This is a genomic window from Allobosea sp. 2KB_26 (genome assembly GCF_052115715.1).
GTDB lineage: Bacteria > Pseudomonadota > Alphaproteobacteria > Rhizobiales > Beijerinckiaceae > Allobosea.
Genome location: NZ_JBFRHE010000006.1, coordinates 265,471 through 279,186, shown reverse-complemented (window position 1 = coordinate 279,186; position 13,716 = coordinate 265,471). Strand labels below are relative to the sequence as shown.

Annotated in this window: 16 protein-coding genes; 6 read left to right on the top strand and 10 right to left on the bottom strand. The window is 65.0% G+C overall.

Annotation, left to right across the window (positions count from 1 at the left end; translation table 11 throughout):
- Nucleotides 1-72: 72 nt before the first annotated feature.
- Nucleotides 73-1,314, top strand: coding sequence for an acyl-CoA desaturase (locus AB4099_RS18670; RefSeq protein ID WP_441479126.1), 1,242 nt, complete (start codon nucleotides 73-75; stop codon nucleotides 1,312-1,314).
- 9 nt (nucleotides 1,315-1,323) lie between these two features.
- Here the strand turns inward: AB4099_RS18670 and AB4099_RS18665 are convergent, their stop codons facing one another.
- The 4 genes from AB4099_RS18665 to AB4099_RS18650 form a co-directional block, all read right to left on the bottom strand.
- A complete protein-coding gene (locus tag AB4099_RS18665; RefSeq protein ID WP_441479125.1) occupies nucleotides 1,324-1,683 on the bottom strand; it encodes a gamma-glutamylcyclotransferase family protein in 360 nt (119 codons plus the stop codon).
- A 38-nt stretch (nucleotides 1,684-1,721) separates the two neighbouring features.
- Nucleotides 1,722-2,420 (bottom strand): P-loop NTPase family protein, encoded by a 699-nt coding sequence (locus AB4099_RS18660; protein WP_113517972.1) that lies wholly within the window; start codon nucleotides 2,418-2,420, stop codon nucleotides 1,722-1,724.
- Nucleotides 2,413-3,522, bottom strand: coding sequence for an AI-2E family transporter (locus AB4099_RS18655; RefSeq protein ID WP_069880798.1), 1,110 nt, complete (start codon nucleotides 3,520-3,522; stop codon nucleotides 2,413-2,415). The genes AB4099_RS18660 and AB4099_RS18655 overlap by 8 nt, the downstream gene beginning before the upstream one ends.
- A gap of 127 nt (nucleotides 3,523-3,649) precedes the next feature.
- The gene (locus AB4099_RS18650) at nucleotides 3,650-4,180 is read right to left on the bottom strand and encodes a CDP-alcohol phosphatidyltransferase family protein (protein ID WP_113517973.1); all 531 of its coding nucleotides are present in this window, start codon (nucleotides 4,178-4,180) and stop codon (nucleotides 3,650-3,652) included.
- Between the two features lie 141 nt (nucleotides 4,181-4,321).
- Here AB4099_RS18650 and purM point away from each other — a divergent pair, with 141 nt between their 5' ends.
- Together purM and purN are read left to right on the top strand one after the other, a co-directional pair.
- Nucleotides 4,322-5,395, top strand: a complete 1,074-nt coding sequence (purM, locus tag AB4099_RS18645) for a phosphoribosylformylglycinamidine cyclo-ligase (RefSeq protein ID WP_113517974.1) — start codon at nucleotides 4,322-4,324, stop codon at nucleotides 5,393-5,395.
- A gap of 53 nt (nucleotides 5,396-5,448) precedes the next feature.
- Nucleotides 5,449-6,012, top strand: a complete 564-nt coding sequence (purN, locus tag AB4099_RS18640; RefSeq protein ID WP_441479221.1) for a phosphoribosylglycinamide formyltransferase — start codon at nucleotides 5,449-5,451, stop codon at nucleotides 6,010-6,012.
- Here the strand turns inward: purN and AB4099_RS18635 are convergent.
- A complete protein-coding gene (locus AB4099_RS18635) occupies nucleotides 5,943-6,722 on the bottom strand; it encodes a helix-turn-helix transcriptional regulator (RefSeq protein ID WP_441479124.1) in 780 nt (259 codons plus the stop codon). The genes purN and AB4099_RS18635 overlap by 70 nt on opposite strands.
- 118 nt (nucleotides 6,723-6,840) lie before the next feature.
- On the opposite strand from AB4099_RS18635, the gene AB4099_RS18630 reads away from it, so the two are divergent.
- Nucleotides 6,841-7,563 carry a glutathione S-transferase family protein gene (locus AB4099_RS18630; protein ID WP_441479123.1) on the top strand — a complete coding sequence of 241 codons (723 nt, stop codon included), beginning with the start codon at nucleotides 6,841-6,843 and terminating at the stop codon, nucleotides 7,561-7,563.
- Here AB4099_RS18630 and AB4099_RS18625 read toward each other — a convergent pair.
- Nucleotides 7,547-7,909 carry a hypothetical protein gene (locus AB4099_RS18625; protein WP_441479122.1) on the bottom strand — a complete coding sequence of 121 codons (363 nt, stop codon included), beginning with the start codon at nucleotides 7,907-7,909 and terminating at the stop codon, nucleotides 7,547-7,549. The two genes, AB4099_RS18630 and AB4099_RS18625, sit on opposite strands and share 17 nt — an antisense overlap.
- Nucleotides 7,910-8,020: 111 nt before the next feature.
- On the bottom strand, nucleotides 8,021-10,108 hold the full coding sequence (locus tag AB4099_RS18620; protein ID WP_441479121.1) for a molybdopterin-containing oxidoreductase family protein: 2,088 nt from the start codon (nucleotides 10,106-10,108) through the stop codon (nucleotides 8,021-8,023).
- A gap of 139 nt (nucleotides 10,109-10,247) precedes the next feature.
- Here AB4099_RS18620 and AB4099_RS18615 point away from each other — a divergent pair, with 139 nt between their 5' ends.
- Nucleotides 10,248-11,066: a MipA/OmpV family protein gene (locus tag AB4099_RS18615; RefSeq protein ID WP_441479120.1), complete on the top strand. Its 819-nt coding sequence runs from the start codon at nucleotides 10,248-10,250 to the stop codon at nucleotides 11,064-11,066.
- A 66-nt stretch (nucleotides 11,067-11,132) separates the two neighbouring features.
- Here the strand turns inward: AB4099_RS18615 and ndk are convergent, their stop codons facing one another.
- A complete protein-coding gene (ndk, locus tag AB4099_RS18610) occupies nucleotides 11,133-11,555 on the bottom strand; it encodes a nucleoside-diphosphate kinase (RefSeq protein WP_069880790.1) in 423 nt (140 codons plus the stop codon).
- 224 nt (nucleotides 11,556-11,779) lie between these two features.
- Between ndk and AB4099_RS18605 the strand changes: the two genes are divergently transcribed.
- Nucleotides 11,780-12,172 carry a DUF2147 domain-containing protein gene (locus tag AB4099_RS18605; RefSeq protein WP_441479119.1) on the top strand — a complete coding sequence of 131 codons (393 nt, stop codon included), beginning with the start codon at nucleotides 11,780-11,782 and terminating at the stop codon, nucleotides 12,170-12,172.
- Nucleotides 12,173-12,305: 133 nt separating this feature from the next.
- Here the strand turns inward: AB4099_RS18605 and AB4099_RS18600 are convergent, their stop codons facing one another.
- On the bottom strand, nucleotides 12,306-13,013 hold the full coding sequence (locus AB4099_RS18600) for a glutathione S-transferase N-terminal domain-containing protein (RefSeq protein ID WP_113517981.1): 708 nt from the start codon (nucleotides 13,011-13,013) through the stop codon (nucleotides 12,306-12,308).
- 147 nt (nucleotides 13,014-13,160) lie between these two features.
- Complete coding sequence (locus AB4099_RS18595; RefSeq protein WP_441479118.1) at nucleotides 13,161-13,649, bottom strand: GNAT family N-acetyltransferase; 489 nt, start codon at nucleotides 13,647-13,649, stop codon at nucleotides 13,161-13,163.
- Nucleotides 13,650-13,716: the final 67 nt, after the last annotated feature.

Below are 13,716 nucleotides of genomic sequence, written 5' to 3'. Positions count from 1 at the left end.
TTGGTGCCGCTGGTCAAGCGGCCCATGCTGCACCGAAGCGGCGGATCCGCGCGAACTTCACAGAGAGCATTCTTGAGCGACAGCACTGCCCCCCATGATGATGGCGACATCGTCTACCCATCCGCCGTTCCCTTCGTGCTGGCGCATCTCGCCTGCTTGGGGGCGCTCTGGAGCGGTGTGACCTGGACCTCGGTCTGGCTCGCGATCGGGCTGTACTGGTTGCGGATGTTCGCGGTGACCGGTGGCTATCACCGCTATTTCTCACATCGCTCCTACAAGACGAGCCGTTTCGGGCAGTTCCTGCTCGCGCTGCTGGCCCAGTCGACGGCGCAGAAGAGCGTGCTCTGGTGGGCCTCCAAACACCGTCACCATCATCGCTATGCCGATACCGAGCATGATGTGCATTCGCCGGTGCTGACATCCTTCGCCTATTCGCATGTCGGCTGGATCTTCACCCGGGATCACAGCACCTTCGACGATTCAACGATTCAGGACCTGGCGAAGTTCCCTGAATTGCGGCTCCTGCATCGTTTCGAGCTGGCGCCCGCGATCCTGCTCGCCGGCCTCTGCTTCGCCATAGATGGCTGGGCCGGCCTGATCGTCGGCTTCTTCTGGTCGACGGTTGCGGTCTATCACGCGACCTTCTGCATCAACTCGCTTGCCCATGTGCATGGCGACAAGGACTACGTGACCGGCGACGAGAGCCGCAACAACTGGTGGCTGGCGATCATCACCATGGGCGAAGGCTGGCACAACAACCACCACGCCTATCAGTACAGCGTGCGCCAGGGCTTCCGCTGGTGGCAGTGGGACCCAACCTACTACCTGATCCTCAGTCTCTCGAAAATTGGCGTAGTCTGGGACCTGAAGGCTCCGCCGCAAGCGGTGGTCGATCGTTCGCAGGCCCTGCCGCCACGCGTCATCGAACGCTCCGCCGAGCGGCTCGCGGCTTCGGTGCCGCTGGATCGCGTCGTCAGCGCCTTCCGGGAGGCCTATGCGGCGAGCCCTGCCCTGTCGGAGCTGCACCTGCCGACGATGACGCTCGCCGATTTGCGCGAAGCACTCGCCGAACTGCAGCAGCGTGCGGGTGACCGGCTGGCCGAGATGCAGCAGCAGGCCCAGGACGCCGTCGCACAATGGCATCTGCCGGTCCTGCCGAGCCGTGAAGAGCTCAGCGAGAAGGCGGCCGCGATGTTCGTGCGGACCCCGTCGCTCGATGCGATCGCAGCCCGTGCGCATGAACTTCTGATCGAGGCCATGCATGCCCGCCTCGTTGGCCCACCGGCCAGGTCGGCTTCGGAAGGCGCGGCCTGAACGTTCGGTTCAGGACGCGTCCGCAGCCCGGACATAGACGTAAGCCTCGGTTCCGGATCTGAGCCGAACTGCCACGCGCCGATAATCCGAGACCTCGTAGGAATCGGCGGCAGTGAGCTCCGCGGCTGTGATGCTGAAGACGGTTCCGGCCACTTCGTCGGCCGGATTGCCGGACCGGGTCACGATCGGATGATGTGTCTCGCCGCTCGTGGCGACCACCTCCGGATCGGTGATCTCGACCGTTGTGCTGGAGAAGCCGACAAGGGCGTCATCACGACCCTCCAGTTCCCGGCCGAATATGGCGAGCTGGACGTTGCTCTGGCGCAATGTGCCGTAGGAAAACAGCCGGATCTCCCGCCCCTCGGCCATACCGCTCTCCTTCCAACTTGCCCTGCTGCGTCGCCCGTTCAGTTCGCATCATCCGGAAAGAGGTCCGCCAGGACCTCGCCGGCCAGGGCGCGCGTGACACGCCGCCCGCGTTCCAGTGAAAGCCGGTCGAGCGCGTCGACCAGTGCGCGTGCTGCGGCAAACGAGCGCTCCATCCGCAGCGTCAGCGCTTCGATGATGCCGGCATCGACGATGAGCTGCCGATCGATGAAGAGCTTGACCAGCAGCGCGCGCAGCAGCGCATCGTCCGGCGGCGCGATCGTCGCATGCGGCGCCAGCCGCAGGCGCGACAGCAGGTCGGGAATACGTACGCCCCATTGATCGGGGGCCGAGCGCGCCGTCAGCAGCAGCGAACCGCGTTTCGCCTTGATCGCGTTCATGAGGTGGAACAGCGCGGCTTCGTCCCGGGGCCCCCGGTCGCAATCCTCGACGACGAGCGCACCGCCCGAGATCAGGTGTGGCACGGTCTCCTCGGTCACCTCGGAGACCGGCACGACCCAGGCATGGGCAGTCTTGGCCCAGATCGCTGCGAGATGCGTCTTTCCCGCCCCTTCCGGACCAACCAGGCGCAGCCAGGCCTCGGGCCAGTGCGGCCAGGCCTCGATCATCCCATAGGCGGCTTCGTTGGACGGGCCGATCAGGAAATCCTCGACGCCGTGGCGGCTGTCGACAGGCAGGTCGAAGGCGAGCTGACGCGGACGGCTTGTATGGTCAGACATCGGCCCCGAGACGCTTGCGGGCTTCGGCGGACTTCGAAACATCGCCGCCATGATAGATGTTGCTCGCCAGATATTGGCGGAGTGCGAAACGGCTCAAGACCCCGATGACCGCTGCCAGGGGAACCGCAAGCAGGAGGCCGACGAAGCCGAAGAGCGAGCCGAAGGCAAGCAGTGCGAACATCAGCCAGACCGGATGCACGCCGATCGAGTCGCCGACGAGCTTGGGCTGAAGGATGTTGCCCTCGATGAACTGACCGGCGGCAAAGACGCCAAGCGTCACCAGCGGCCAGGTCCATTCCGGCCAGAACTGCACGATCGCGACGCCGACCGACAGCACCAGGCCCGTCAGCGAGCCGACATAGGGAATGAAGGAGAGGAAGCCGCTGATGATGCCGATGAGTGCACCGAAATTCACGCCGACGAGGCTCAACCCCACGGCATAGAAGGTCCCGAGCAGAATACAGAGCAACGCCTGACCGCGCAGGAAGCCGGCGATCGCCTTATCCATCTCGCTCAGCAGGCCGCGGATGGTGTCGCGGTGGTCGAGCGGCAGCCAGCTGTCGACGGTCGAGCACATGCGGTCCCAGTCGACCAGCAGATAGAAGGCGATGACGGGTGTCAGCACCAGCAGCGAGAACACGCCGATGATAGCGGTTCCTCCCGACCAGAGCGATTGCAGGACGCTGCCGACCCATTTGGTTGCTTCGCCGACAAGGTTCCCGAGTGAGTTCTGGGCATCCTGGGCAAGTTTGCCACCGCCCAGCTTTTCGAGGAGCGGCGCCCCCCGCTCCAGGATCAGCGTCTGCAGCTTGGCCGCGACCTCGGGCATCCGCGCGACGAAGCCGGCGAGCTGTTGGCCGAGCAAGGGCATCAGCAGCACGAGCGACAGCACGAAGATCAGGAGGAAGACGATCAGGATGACAATCGTCGCGGCCAGACGGCTCATTCCAAGCCGCTCGAGCCGATCCGCAAGGGGGTCGAGCAGATAGGCCAGCGCCAGCGCCGCGATGAATGGCAGCAGCACATCGCGCAGCAACACCAAGCACAGCACGAAGACTGCGAGCGAGATCAGCCAGAAACCGATTTGGCGTTGCAACGACATGAACAGGCAGTCCCCGGCGGATTCCGCGATGCGAGATCATCGACCGCGCCCACGAAGATGGGTGAACACGGAGCAAGTTCCAAGCCGCAGCACTGAAACGGACGCGATCGCGCCCCCTCGCCGCAGGTCAGGCCGCCATATGCCGCAGCCAGAAGGCGAGATAGGCTGCCATCGATCCCAGCGTCAATACGGCGACCAGGAGCTGGCCGACATCGATCGCCGGCCCGGGATCGACCCCGAAGGCTTTGCTCCCGAGCATCAACGCAGCGAAACTAAGCTGCGCGGCCGTGTTGAGCTTGCTGACCACGAAGGGAGCGATCTCGACAGGCCTTTCCATCACCCAGGACAGGATCACGGCGGAGACGATCATCAGGTCGCGCGAGACGACCAGGACGACCAGCCAGACCGGGATTGCCCCGACCAGCGCAAGCGTGATGTAGATCGAGACAATCAAGGCCTTGTCCGCGACGGGGTCGAGATAGGCGCCGAGCTCACTGGTCATGCCGAAGCGCTTGGCAATGAACCCATCGACCGCGTCCGAGACGCCGGCCGCCACGAAGAGGATGAAGGCCGTCTCCCAGCGTCCATTGGTGATCATCACCACGACGAGCGGCACCAGAAACAGCCGGCCGATGGTGATGAGGTTGGGAAGGGTCATGCTCTTCCGGATTCGCAGCGCTGTCCTGTGCGACGCTAGAGCCCGAAACGGTGCACCGGCAAGGCCGAATCCGTCATAGCGGCTTGCAAGGCGCGGCTGCCTTGCCTATCGCTCGCGCGAACGGAATGGAAGCCGAGGATCATGAGCAAGCCAGGAGCAAACGGACTGACCTATGCGCAGGCGGGCGTCGACATCGATGCCGGCAACGCGATGGTCGATGCCATCAAGCCACTGGTGCGTGCCACGCGCCGCCCCGGCGCCGATGCGGAGATCGGAGGCTTCGGCGGCCTGTTCGATCTGAAGGCTGCTGGCTTCAATGATCCGATCCTGGTCGCCGCCAATGACGGCGTCGGCACCAAGGTCAAGATCGCGATCGAAAGCGGGCGGCATTCGACCATCGGCATCGACCTCGTCGCAATGTGTGTCAACGACCTGATCGTGCAGGGCGCCGAACCGCTTCTGTTTCTCGACTATTACGCGACCGGCAAGCTCGATCCGCAGGTCGGCGTCGAGATCGTGCGCGGCATCGCCGATGGCTGCCGGCAGGCCGGCTGCGCGCTGATCGGCGGCGAAACGGCCGAGATGCCCGGCATGTATGCCGAGAAGGATTATGACCTCGCAGGCTTCGCAGTCGGCGCCGCTGAGCGCGGGGCACTCCTGCCGCGTGCCGATCTCGTGCCCGGCGATGTTGTCTTCGGCCTGCCCTCCTCCGGCGTCCATTCCAATGGCTACTCGCTGGTCCGGCGCATCGTCGCGCTGTCGGGCCTGAGCTGGGAGGCTCCCGCCCCCTTCGCGCCCGAGACCAGTCTCGCCGAAGCGCTGCTCGTACCGACGCGCATCTATGTGAAGCCGCTGCTGGCGGCGCTGAAGGCGACGGCGGGCATCAAGGCCCTCGCCCACATCACGGGCGGCGGCTTCCCCGACAATATCCCGCGCGTGCTGCCCGATGGGCTCGGCGTTGTGCTCGATCTCGCGGCCATTCCGGTCCCTCCGGTCTTCGGCTGGCTTGCCAAGGTCGGCGGCGTTGCCGAGCGCGAGATGCTGCGCACCTTCAACTGCGGCATCGGCATGATCGTCACCGCTGAAGCCGCCAAGGCCGAAGAGGTCGAGTCTGCTCTGAAGGCTGCCGGGGAAGCGCCAGTACGGCTTGGCGAGATCGTCCCAGTCGCGGCCGGCGAAGATCCCGTGAGCTATCGCGGGAAGCTCGGCCTGTGATCCAGCCGGCGCGCCGTCGCACCGCGATCCTGATCTCGGGGCGCGGCTCCAACATGGCCGCGCTGATCGAGGCGGCGCAGGCGAGCGACTATCCCGCCGAGATCGCTCTTGTGCTCTCGAACGTACCCGAGGCCGGCGGCCTGGCCCGGGCCGCGGCTGCCGGCGTACCCGTCGCAACTGTCGATCACCGCTCCTTCGGCAGGGATCGCGAGGCTTTCGAGCGCGCCATGGATGACGTCCTGCGCGTCAACCAGATCGAGCTCATTGCGCTCGCCGGCTTCATGCGCATCCTGACGCCCTGGTTCGTCAGGCGTTGGGAAGGGCGATTGCTCAATATCCACCCTTCGCTGCTTCCGCTGTTCAAGGGCACGCATACCCATCGCCAGGCTCTCGAAGCTGGTGTGAGCGAACATGGCTGCAGCGTGCATTTCGTCGTGCCGGAACTCGATGCCGGGCCCGTGATTGCACAGACCAAAGTTCCTGTTCTGGCCGGCGACGACGAGGACGCCCTGGCGCAGCGCGTGCTCGGCGTCGAACATGCGCTCTATCAGCGAGCGCTGGCCGAGGTCGCCTCCGGCAGGGCCACGCTGGCCGCCGGCGAGGTCGTGCGCGGCTGATCGATCGGGCAGGACCTGGCCCGCGCTGCCTCTTCCTCTTCCTTCTCCCAGCGACGGAACAGATCGGCCCGTCTAGCGGGGTAGCGCTCTTCGCGCAGGATGAGATCGGTGATCCGGTCCGTGCGAAAATGCCGGAAGGCCTGTCGCAGCTCGCACCAGGCGATGACGATCCGCACCCGCTCGTAGAAGGTCATGCCGATCGGCCAGATCATCCGGTCGGTCTCCTGCCCGGCCTCATCGCGATACCGGATCGCAAGCTTGCGGCCCTGGCGGATCGCAGCCCGGATGCCGGCAGCGTCGATCTGATCGACCGGCTGGTCGCAGCGATAGGCCGGCGCAAACAGGGCGCCATCGAGCAGGATCGGCCGCAGATGCGGCGGCAGGACCGCTGCGACCTTGCTGACGACGTCTTCCGCCGCGCGGGCGAGCACCGGGTCGGCACGCTCGCCAAGCCAGCGCATGCCGACGAGAACCGCCTCGATCTCATCCGGCGAAAGCATCAGCGGCGGCAGGTCGAAGCCCGCATCGAGCACATAGCCGATGCCGGCCTCGCCACGCACCGGCACACCCTGGCGCATCAGGGCGCCGATATCGCGGTAGATCGTCCGCACGGAGACATCGAGCTCGGCGGCGAGGGTATCGGCCGTCACCGGCCTGCGTCGCCGGCGCAGCCCCTGGATCAGATCGAGCAGACGTTCGGCACGTTGCATGACGAGGAATTCCCAAGCATCAAGTTCGGGAGGACAATGCTCTAGCTCTGCTGACAAGAATTGTCAGCAGTCTGTCAGCAGAAACCTGCACCTTGCCTGCGCCATTGGGGGATTTCGCATGATCACGCTACAGGTCTTCGGACCCGGGTTCGGCCTGCCCGACCCGAGCCCATTCTGCATGAAGGCGGACATCCTCCTGCAGATGTCGGGCCTCCCACATGAGCGCAAAGCCGGCAATCTGAGACGGGCGCCCAAGGGCAAGCTGCCCCTGATCATCGACGACGGCGAGATCGTCGCCGACAGCACCTTCATCAGACTGCATCTGGAGCGGAAATACGGCATCGACTTCGACAAGGGCCTGACACCGGAACAGCGCGGCATCGCCTGGGCCGTCGAGAAGATGCTCGAGGATCATCTCTACTGGTTCGTGGTCAGCGAGCGCTGGGCCAATGACAGCAATTTCAAGCGCGGCCCGCTCCAGTTCTTCAAATTCGTGCCGGCGCCGCTGCGACCGCTCGTTGCCGCGATGGTCAAACGCCAGGTGCAACGCACGCTGAAGGGCCAGGGCACCGGGCGCCACAGCCCGGCAGAACAGACGGAACTCGCCCGGCACGCGCTGGGAGCCGTCGCCGCGATCCTGGGCGAGCGGCTCTATTTGATGGGCAACGAGCCTTGCGGAGCAGACGCCACGCTTGGCGCTTTCCTGGCTTCGGGGCTGTGCAGGCTCTTCGAGTCGCCGATACGGGGCCTGATCGAGAGCCACCCCAATCTCGTCGCCTATGCGGGACGGATCGGGGCGCGCTATTTCGCCGACCGGGAGCTGATCAGCTCGGCCGCCTGAGCTTGCAGCGATCGATGAAATCGTAGCCCTTGGCGCGGGCGCTGTCGTTGAAATAGCCGGTTTCGCGGAAGGCCTGGATCTCGTCCTTGGTCATCGCGTTGACCGTGCCCTTTGCATAGCAGCTGCAAGGCGTGTGGACGGCTTCGCGCGTCGTGCCCATCAGCTGCGACTGGGTGACTAGGCAGGCATCGAAGGCCCGAAGCTGGATCATGTAGGGCGTCAGGTTCTTGGCGGTCGGATCGGGCGGCGGCAAGGCGCTCGTGCCGCTCGCGGCCTGGGCCGAAACCGCAGCCATCATCAGGAACCCACCGGCCAGAACGACCGCACCTATCCGCCGCATCTTCATGATTCCGCAGTTCCTTCGAGACATGCCCATGCCGGGGCAAGCATCATCCATGCCTCGCCCGCGCGCGGCGGAATGGTCACAGCCCTCCGTAAAGGTCAAGTGGCCGATCGGTCACGCCTTCTTGATCCACACTTTGTTGTCGTGGAAGGCCGCCCCGCCGAAGGGAGCAACCGCATCGGCGCCGGTGATCGTGTTGATGCCGCGCCCGTGCTTATGCGCCGCGTTCGGCCAGATCGATTCGGCAATGACGACGCCGCGCACCACGCCGGAGAAGAATTTCGCCGTCAGATGCACGCTGCCGCGCCGGTTGCCGATAACGACTTCGCCGCCATCGGAAATGCCGAGCCCCTCCGCATCCTGCGGATGCATCATCAAGCTCGGCCCCCCCTCCTTCTTCTGCGAACTCGGCGTCTCGGTGAAGGTCGAGTTGAGGAAGCTGCGGGCGGGGCTGGTCGCCAGGCGGAAGGGATGCGCCTCGTCCGTGCTCTCGATCACGCCCCAATGGTCGGGGAACCCCGGCATCTGGCTGTAGGGACCTACCGGGCCGTCATTGGGGTTGGGCACCTTCGGCCAGTCCGGCTTGAAGCGAAACTTGCCGTCGCGATAGCCGAATCCGTCGACGTAATGCGCGCGATCAAACCCTGGCTGGATGTCGTGGAAATCGGCCGCGATCAGTTCGTCCAGCGTGCCTCGGCCGGTCTCGCGCAGCGTCCAGTCCACGATCTCGCGTGGCGTCATCGCGAACCCGCGATGCTCGGCGCCCAGGCGCTCGGCCAGCGCACAGATCACCTCGTGGTTCGAGCGGCATTCGCCGGGCGGTTCCACGAGCTTGCCGCCCCACATGATGTGCTGGTGCCCGCCCCCCTGGTAGAGATCGTCATGTTCCATGAACTGCGTCGCCGGCAGCACGATGTCGGCCATGGCAGCGGTCTCGGTCATGAACTGCTCGTGCACGACCGTGAACAGGTCATCGCGGGCAAAGCCCTGCTTGACCAACTCCTGCTCGGGCGCAACCGAGACGGGATTGGTGTTCTGGATGAAAAGCGCCCTCACGGGCCCGCCCTGGCGCAACGCCTCGGCGTCGCCAGTCAGAATCCTGCCGATCTGCGACTGGTCGAGCTGGCGGATGCGGGGATCCCTGACATCCAACCCCTCGATCAGGCTCTTGCGCCACTGGTAGATGCCGCTGTTCGAGTGAAAGGCGCCGCCGCCTTCGTACTGCCAGGCGCCCGTCACCGTCGGCACGCAAAGCGCCGCATGCATGTTCACGGCCCCGTTGCGCTGACGCGCGAAGCCATAGCCGAGGCGGAAGAAGCTGCGTTTGCGGGTGCCGACCAGTGTCGCGAATTCCTCGATCGCGGCGACATCGAGCCCGGTGATCGCAGCCGCCCATTCCGGCGTGCGGCTGGCGAGATGCTCCTCGAGTTCGGCGGGCGCATCGGTGTAGCGCGCGAGATAGTCGCGGTCCGCATGGCCGTCACGGAAGAGGACATGCATGACGGCGCAGGCGAGCGCGCCATCCGTTCCCGGGCGCAGCACCAATGCAAGATCGGCCTGGGCCAGCGTCGGGTTGTGATAGATGTCGATGGCGACGATCTTGGCGCCGCGCTCTTTCCGCGCCTTGATCGCGTGATGCATGACATTGACCTGGGTGTGCACGGCGTTCGTGCCCCAGATCACCACGCAGTCCGATTTCGCCATCTCGCGCGGATCGGGACCGGCGAGCCGGCCGGTGCCCGCGATGAACCCGGTCCAGGCCATCGTGGTGCAGATCGTCGAATACTGGCCGGAGTAGCGCTTGACGTTGCGCAGCCGGTTGATGCCGTCACGCATCACCAGCCCCATCGTGCCGGCATAGTAATAGGGCCAGACGGCATCGGCGCCGTGCTCGGCCTCGATCGCGAGGAAGCGGCGTGCGGTTTCGTCCAGCGCCTCGTCCCAGGAGATGCGCTCGAAATGTCCCGAGCCCTTCGGTCCTGTGCGACGCAAGGGGTGCAGCAGCCGGTCGGGATGATGGATGCGCTCGGAATACCGCGCCACCTTCGCGCAGATCACGCCGTCGGTGTAGCTCTGGCGCTTGCTGCCGCGCACACGCCCGATGCTGCGCCCGTCGATCACCTCGACCTCAAGCGAACAGGCAGAGGGGCAGTCATGCGGGCAGACTGACGGCAGGTGCGTGATGCTGGGCAGTTCGGTCATGGGCGATCCTTCGGCCCGCTACTGGTGACGCGCCGCGCTTTTGCGGTCAATGCCGGCAGCGTCAACCCGGGATTAACGATAACGCTTCAGATTGTCGGAACTTTCGCTTGCCAAGGCGCCGTTGCGCCGGAGTTCGATAATGCGTTGCGTTGCGTTCCTGACCGGCCTTGCGGCCAGTCTCTGCCTGTCGCCTGCCGGCTCAGCTCAAGCCCAGTCCAGCGACTACACCACCCTCACCTCCCCCGAATCCGTCCAGAACTGGCACCTGACCCTGGGAGGTGGCCTGCGCTACACTCCGGACTATTCCGGTTCGAACGACTATGTCTTCAGGCCGCGGGCGATCGTGAACCTGGCGCGTGGCACCAAGAGCACCTGGTGGTCATCCGAAGACGACGCGATCAGCATCGGCTTCTTCTCCGGCAAGGCCTGGCGCGCCGGCTTCTCGGGCAACCTGCTCTGGGAGCGCAAGGCCAGCACCAACCGTGCGCTGATCGGCATGCCGGACGTCAAGTTCGGCGCAGAGCTCGGCGGCTTCGTCGAATTCTATCCGACCTCCTGGCTGCGCGGCCGCGTCGACCTGCGCCGCGGCGTGATCACCCATGACGCGCTTGTCGCCGAATTCAAGATCGACGCCTTCCAGAAGATCGGGGCCTGGACGATCGGCGCCGGCCCGCGCATGAGCGTCGTCGGGGCCGACTATGTCCGGACCTATTTCGGCGGCAATTACGCGGGCAGAGGCGGCCTGCTGCAGCGTTACAATGCCGGGATCAACTCGATCGGCGCGATCGCGCAGGTGACCTATAACTGGTCCGAGAAGCTGCAGACGACCGCCTATCTCGAGTACAAGCATCTCGTTGGCGATGCGACCAGGTCGCCGATCGTCAAGCCGTTCGGCTCACGGGATTCGCTGACGGTCGGCATCTCCGCCAGCTACGCCTTCGATCTCGGCTTCAAATAGTTCCACGAACGAAAACGGCGGAGCCACTGGCTCCGCCGTTCGAAGACGATCAGCAGTTGCGCTGCGTCAGCCGACGATCTCGTTGCCGGCGAAGAACTGCGCGATCTCGATAGCAGCGGTCTCCGGCGCATCCGAACCATGAGCCGTGTTCTCACCGACCGACTGGGCGAAGAGCTTGCGGATCGTGCCCTCGGCGGCATTCGCCGGGTTGGTGGCGCCCATCACGTCGCGATAGGTGGCGATGGCGTTCTCGCCTTCCAGAACCTGAACGACAACCGGGCCGGACGTCATGAACTCGACCAGCTCGCCGAAGAAGGGCCGCTCTTTGTGGACGGCATAGAAGGTCTCGGCCTGGCCCTTGGTCATCTGAATGCGCTTCTGCGCGACGATGCGCAGGCCAGCCTTCTCGATCACCGCATTGACCGCGCCGGTCAGGTTGCGCCGCGTAGCGTCGGGCTTGAGAATGGAAAAGGTACGCTGGACAGCCATCGTTGGTTCCTTAGGGACAATCTGGAGAATGCGGCGGCTTATAGCTGCCGCCTCCCCGCCCCACAAGGCTGCCCCGCCGGCTTCGTCTGCCTGTCCCGCTCCGTATCGCTCCGGCGAGAGCCGTGCATCAAGCCCGAGCCGTCTCCCGCTTGAAGTGAAAGCCCGCTTGGATATAGTTCACATCTGAACCATACAGCCATAGCTGGTCGAAACGGGAGGATCGCATGCGCTTTCACAAGACCTCGGCCAAGGCCGCTCTGCTCGGATTCGCGACGCTGGCGCTCGCCGGCGCCGGGTCCGCCCTGGCACAGGATGTCAGCGGTACCTGGCTGCGCGATACCGGGGCCTCGCGGGTGCGGTTTGCCAAATGCGGCGAGGCGATGTGCGGCACGCTGGCCTGGCTGAAGGACACGAATGGCCCTGCCAAGGTCGGCCAGCGCATCTTCTACGACATGAAGTCGACCGGCGCCGGCAAATGGAGCGGCAGCGCCTTCAATCCGGAGGATGGCAAGACCTACTCCGGCACGATGTCTTTGTCCGGAGATGCGCTAACCACCTCGGGTTGCGTGCTCGGCGGTATCATCTGCCGCTCGGTGAAATGGACCCGGGCGAACTGACGCAACGAGCTTAGGGACTGTTCGGTCAGCGGTGCCCTCCGTACCTGAGCAACCGCGATCCAAGCCCCGCATACGCTGAGCGTGCCGGCGCGGCGATGGTCAACGCAAGGCCGACCATCGCCCATGGATCAGCTCAGCGGGCCCGCTGCCCGAACAGAATGGCCTTCTCTTCCGGCGTGCTGATACCGGCCGGATTGCGCAGTTCGGCGCCGATCGCGAGGCCGCGCTGCACGGCCGGGCGCGCCTGCATCGTTTCCAGCCAGCGCCCGACATTCGGGAACTGCCTGATGTCCTGCCCCTGCTTCTCCCACCCCCTGGCCCAGCCGATGCAGGCCATGTCGGCGATCGAGTAAGCGCCGCAAATATAGTCGCGGCCCTCGAGACGGCGATTGAGCACGCCATAGAGCCGGTTGGCCTCGTTGGTGTAGCGATCGATGGCGTAAGGCAGCTTCTCGGGCGCGTAGATGCGGAAATGGTGGGTCTGGCCGAGCATCGGCCCAAAGCCGCCCATCTGCCAGAACAGCCATTCATCGACCGCGACGCGGCCACGCTCGTCGGCAGGATAGAATTGTCCGGTCTTGCGGCCGAGATATTGCAGGATCGCACCGGACTCGAAGACCGAGATCGGCTCTCCGCCGGGCCCATCATGATCGACGATCGCCGGCATGCGATTATTCGGCGAGATCTCCAGGAAGTCGGGCTTGAACTGATCGCCCTTGCCGATATTCACGGGGATGAGGTTGTAGGGGAGCCCGCACTCCTCGAGCATGATGGTAATTTTCCAGCCATTGGGCGTCGGCCAGTAATAAAGATCGATCGGCTTTGACGAGCGTGCGGACATCTCGGTTTCCTGTCGCGATTGGCGTCGGGGTCTGATGTAGGCCGCTCGGCAGGCCGCCGGAAGGGTCCCCGACCTGCTCCCCAAGCAGGTTGGTCATGCCCGGGGAGTGGTGAGCCGCTCGCGATCCCCCCGACGGCTCCGCAGCACTCACACCAGCTTCTTGAAGCCTTCATGGCTCTGGTCGAAGCCAAGATTGCGATAGAAACGATGGGCATCGCCCCGGGCCTTGTGCGAGGTCAACTCGACCAGCCCCGCTCCCTTCTCCTTTGCGAAGGCGAGTCCGTGAGCCATCATCACCGCGCCGATGCCCATTCCCCGCGTTTCCGGTGCAACATGGACGCTCTCGAATTTCGCGCGCTTGCGCCCTCGCGCCACGAACCCCGGAATGAGCGTGACCTGAAAGGTGCCGACGACCTGTCCGGCGCGCTCGGCGACGAAGAGCGTGGTGTCGGGGCTCGCGAGAAGCTCGTCGAAGGCCCGTTCATAAGCGGGGTGTGCGGCTTCGGCCGCAGCGTCCTGTTCCGTCACTGTCTGTGTCGCGGAGCCGAGCACGATCAGGCTGACGACACGCTGGACGTCCTCGCGCCGCGCCTGGCGAATGGAAATCTCGGACGGATCGATCTTGCTCTTGCTCATGGCCAGGCCTCCGGACCGCTGGACAACCCCGCGGTTCGCGCGGTGTTAGCAAAGCCCATTCCGAAAC

What these genes read in the sequence shown, in the direction of transcription:
- AB4099_RS18605 (WP_441479119.1), top strand. Translation starts at nt 11,780, where the DNA reads ATGCGCTTTCACAAGACCTCGGCCAAGGCCGCTCTGCTCGGATTCGCG.
- purN (WP_441479221.1), top strand. Translation starts at nt 5,449, where the DNA reads ATGGCCGCGCTGATCGAGGCGGCGCAGGCGAGCGACTATCCCGCCGAG.
- AB4099_RS18625 (WP_441479122.1), bottom strand. Translation starts at nt 7,909, where the DNA reads ATGAAGATGCGGCGGATAGGTGCGGTCGTTCTGGCCGGTGGGTTCCTG.
- AB4099_RS18595 (WP_441479118.1), bottom strand. Translation starts at nt 13,649, where the DNA reads ATGAGCAAGAGCAAGATCGATCCGTCCGAGATTTCCATTCGCCAGGCG.
- ndk (WP_069880790.1), bottom strand. Translation starts at nt 11,555, where the DNA reads ATGGCTGTCCAGCGTACCTTTTCCATTCTCAAGCCCGACGCTACGCGG.
- AB4099_RS18650 (WP_113517973.1), bottom strand. Translation starts at nt 4,180, where the DNA reads ATGACCCTTCCCAACCTCATCACCATCGGCCGGCTGTTTCTGGTGCCG.
- AB4099_RS18630 (WP_441479123.1), top strand. Translation starts at nt 6,841, where the DNA reads ATGATCACGCTACAGGTCTTCGGACCCGGGTTCGGCCTGCCCGACCCG.
- AB4099_RS18660 (WP_113517972.1), bottom strand. Translation starts at nt 2,420, where the DNA reads ATGTCTGACCATACAAGCCGTCCGCGTCAGCTCGCCTTCGACCTGCCT.
- AB4099_RS18635 (WP_441479124.1), bottom strand. Translation starts at nt 6,722, where the DNA reads ATGCAACGTGCCGAACGTCTGCTCGATCTGATCCAGGGGCTGCGCCGG.
- AB4099_RS18665 (WP_441479125.1), bottom strand. Translation starts at nt 1,683, where the DNA reads ATGGCCGAGGGGCGGGAGATCCGGCTGTTTTCCTACGGCACATTGCGC.
- AB4099_RS18600 (WP_113517981.1), bottom strand. Translation starts at nt 13,013, where the DNA reads ATGTCCGCACGCTCGTCAAAGCCGATCGATCTTTATTACTGGCCGACG.
- AB4099_RS18615 (WP_441479120.1), top strand. Translation starts at nt 10,248, where the DNA reads ATGCGTTGCGTTGCGTTCCTGACCGGCCTTGCGGCCAGTCTCTGCCTG.
- purM (WP_113517974.1), top strand. Translation starts at nt 4,322, where the DNA reads ATGAGCAAGCCAGGAGCAAACGGACTGACCTATGCGCAGGCGGGCGTC.
- AB4099_RS18655 (WP_069880798.1), bottom strand. Translation starts at nt 3,522, where the DNA reads ATGTCGTTGCAACGCCAAATCGGTTTCTGGCTGATCTCGCTCGCAGTC.
- AB4099_RS18620 (WP_441479121.1), bottom strand. Translation starts at nt 10,108, where the DNA reads ATGACCGAACTGCCCAGCATCACGCACCTGCCGTCAGTCTGCCCGCAT.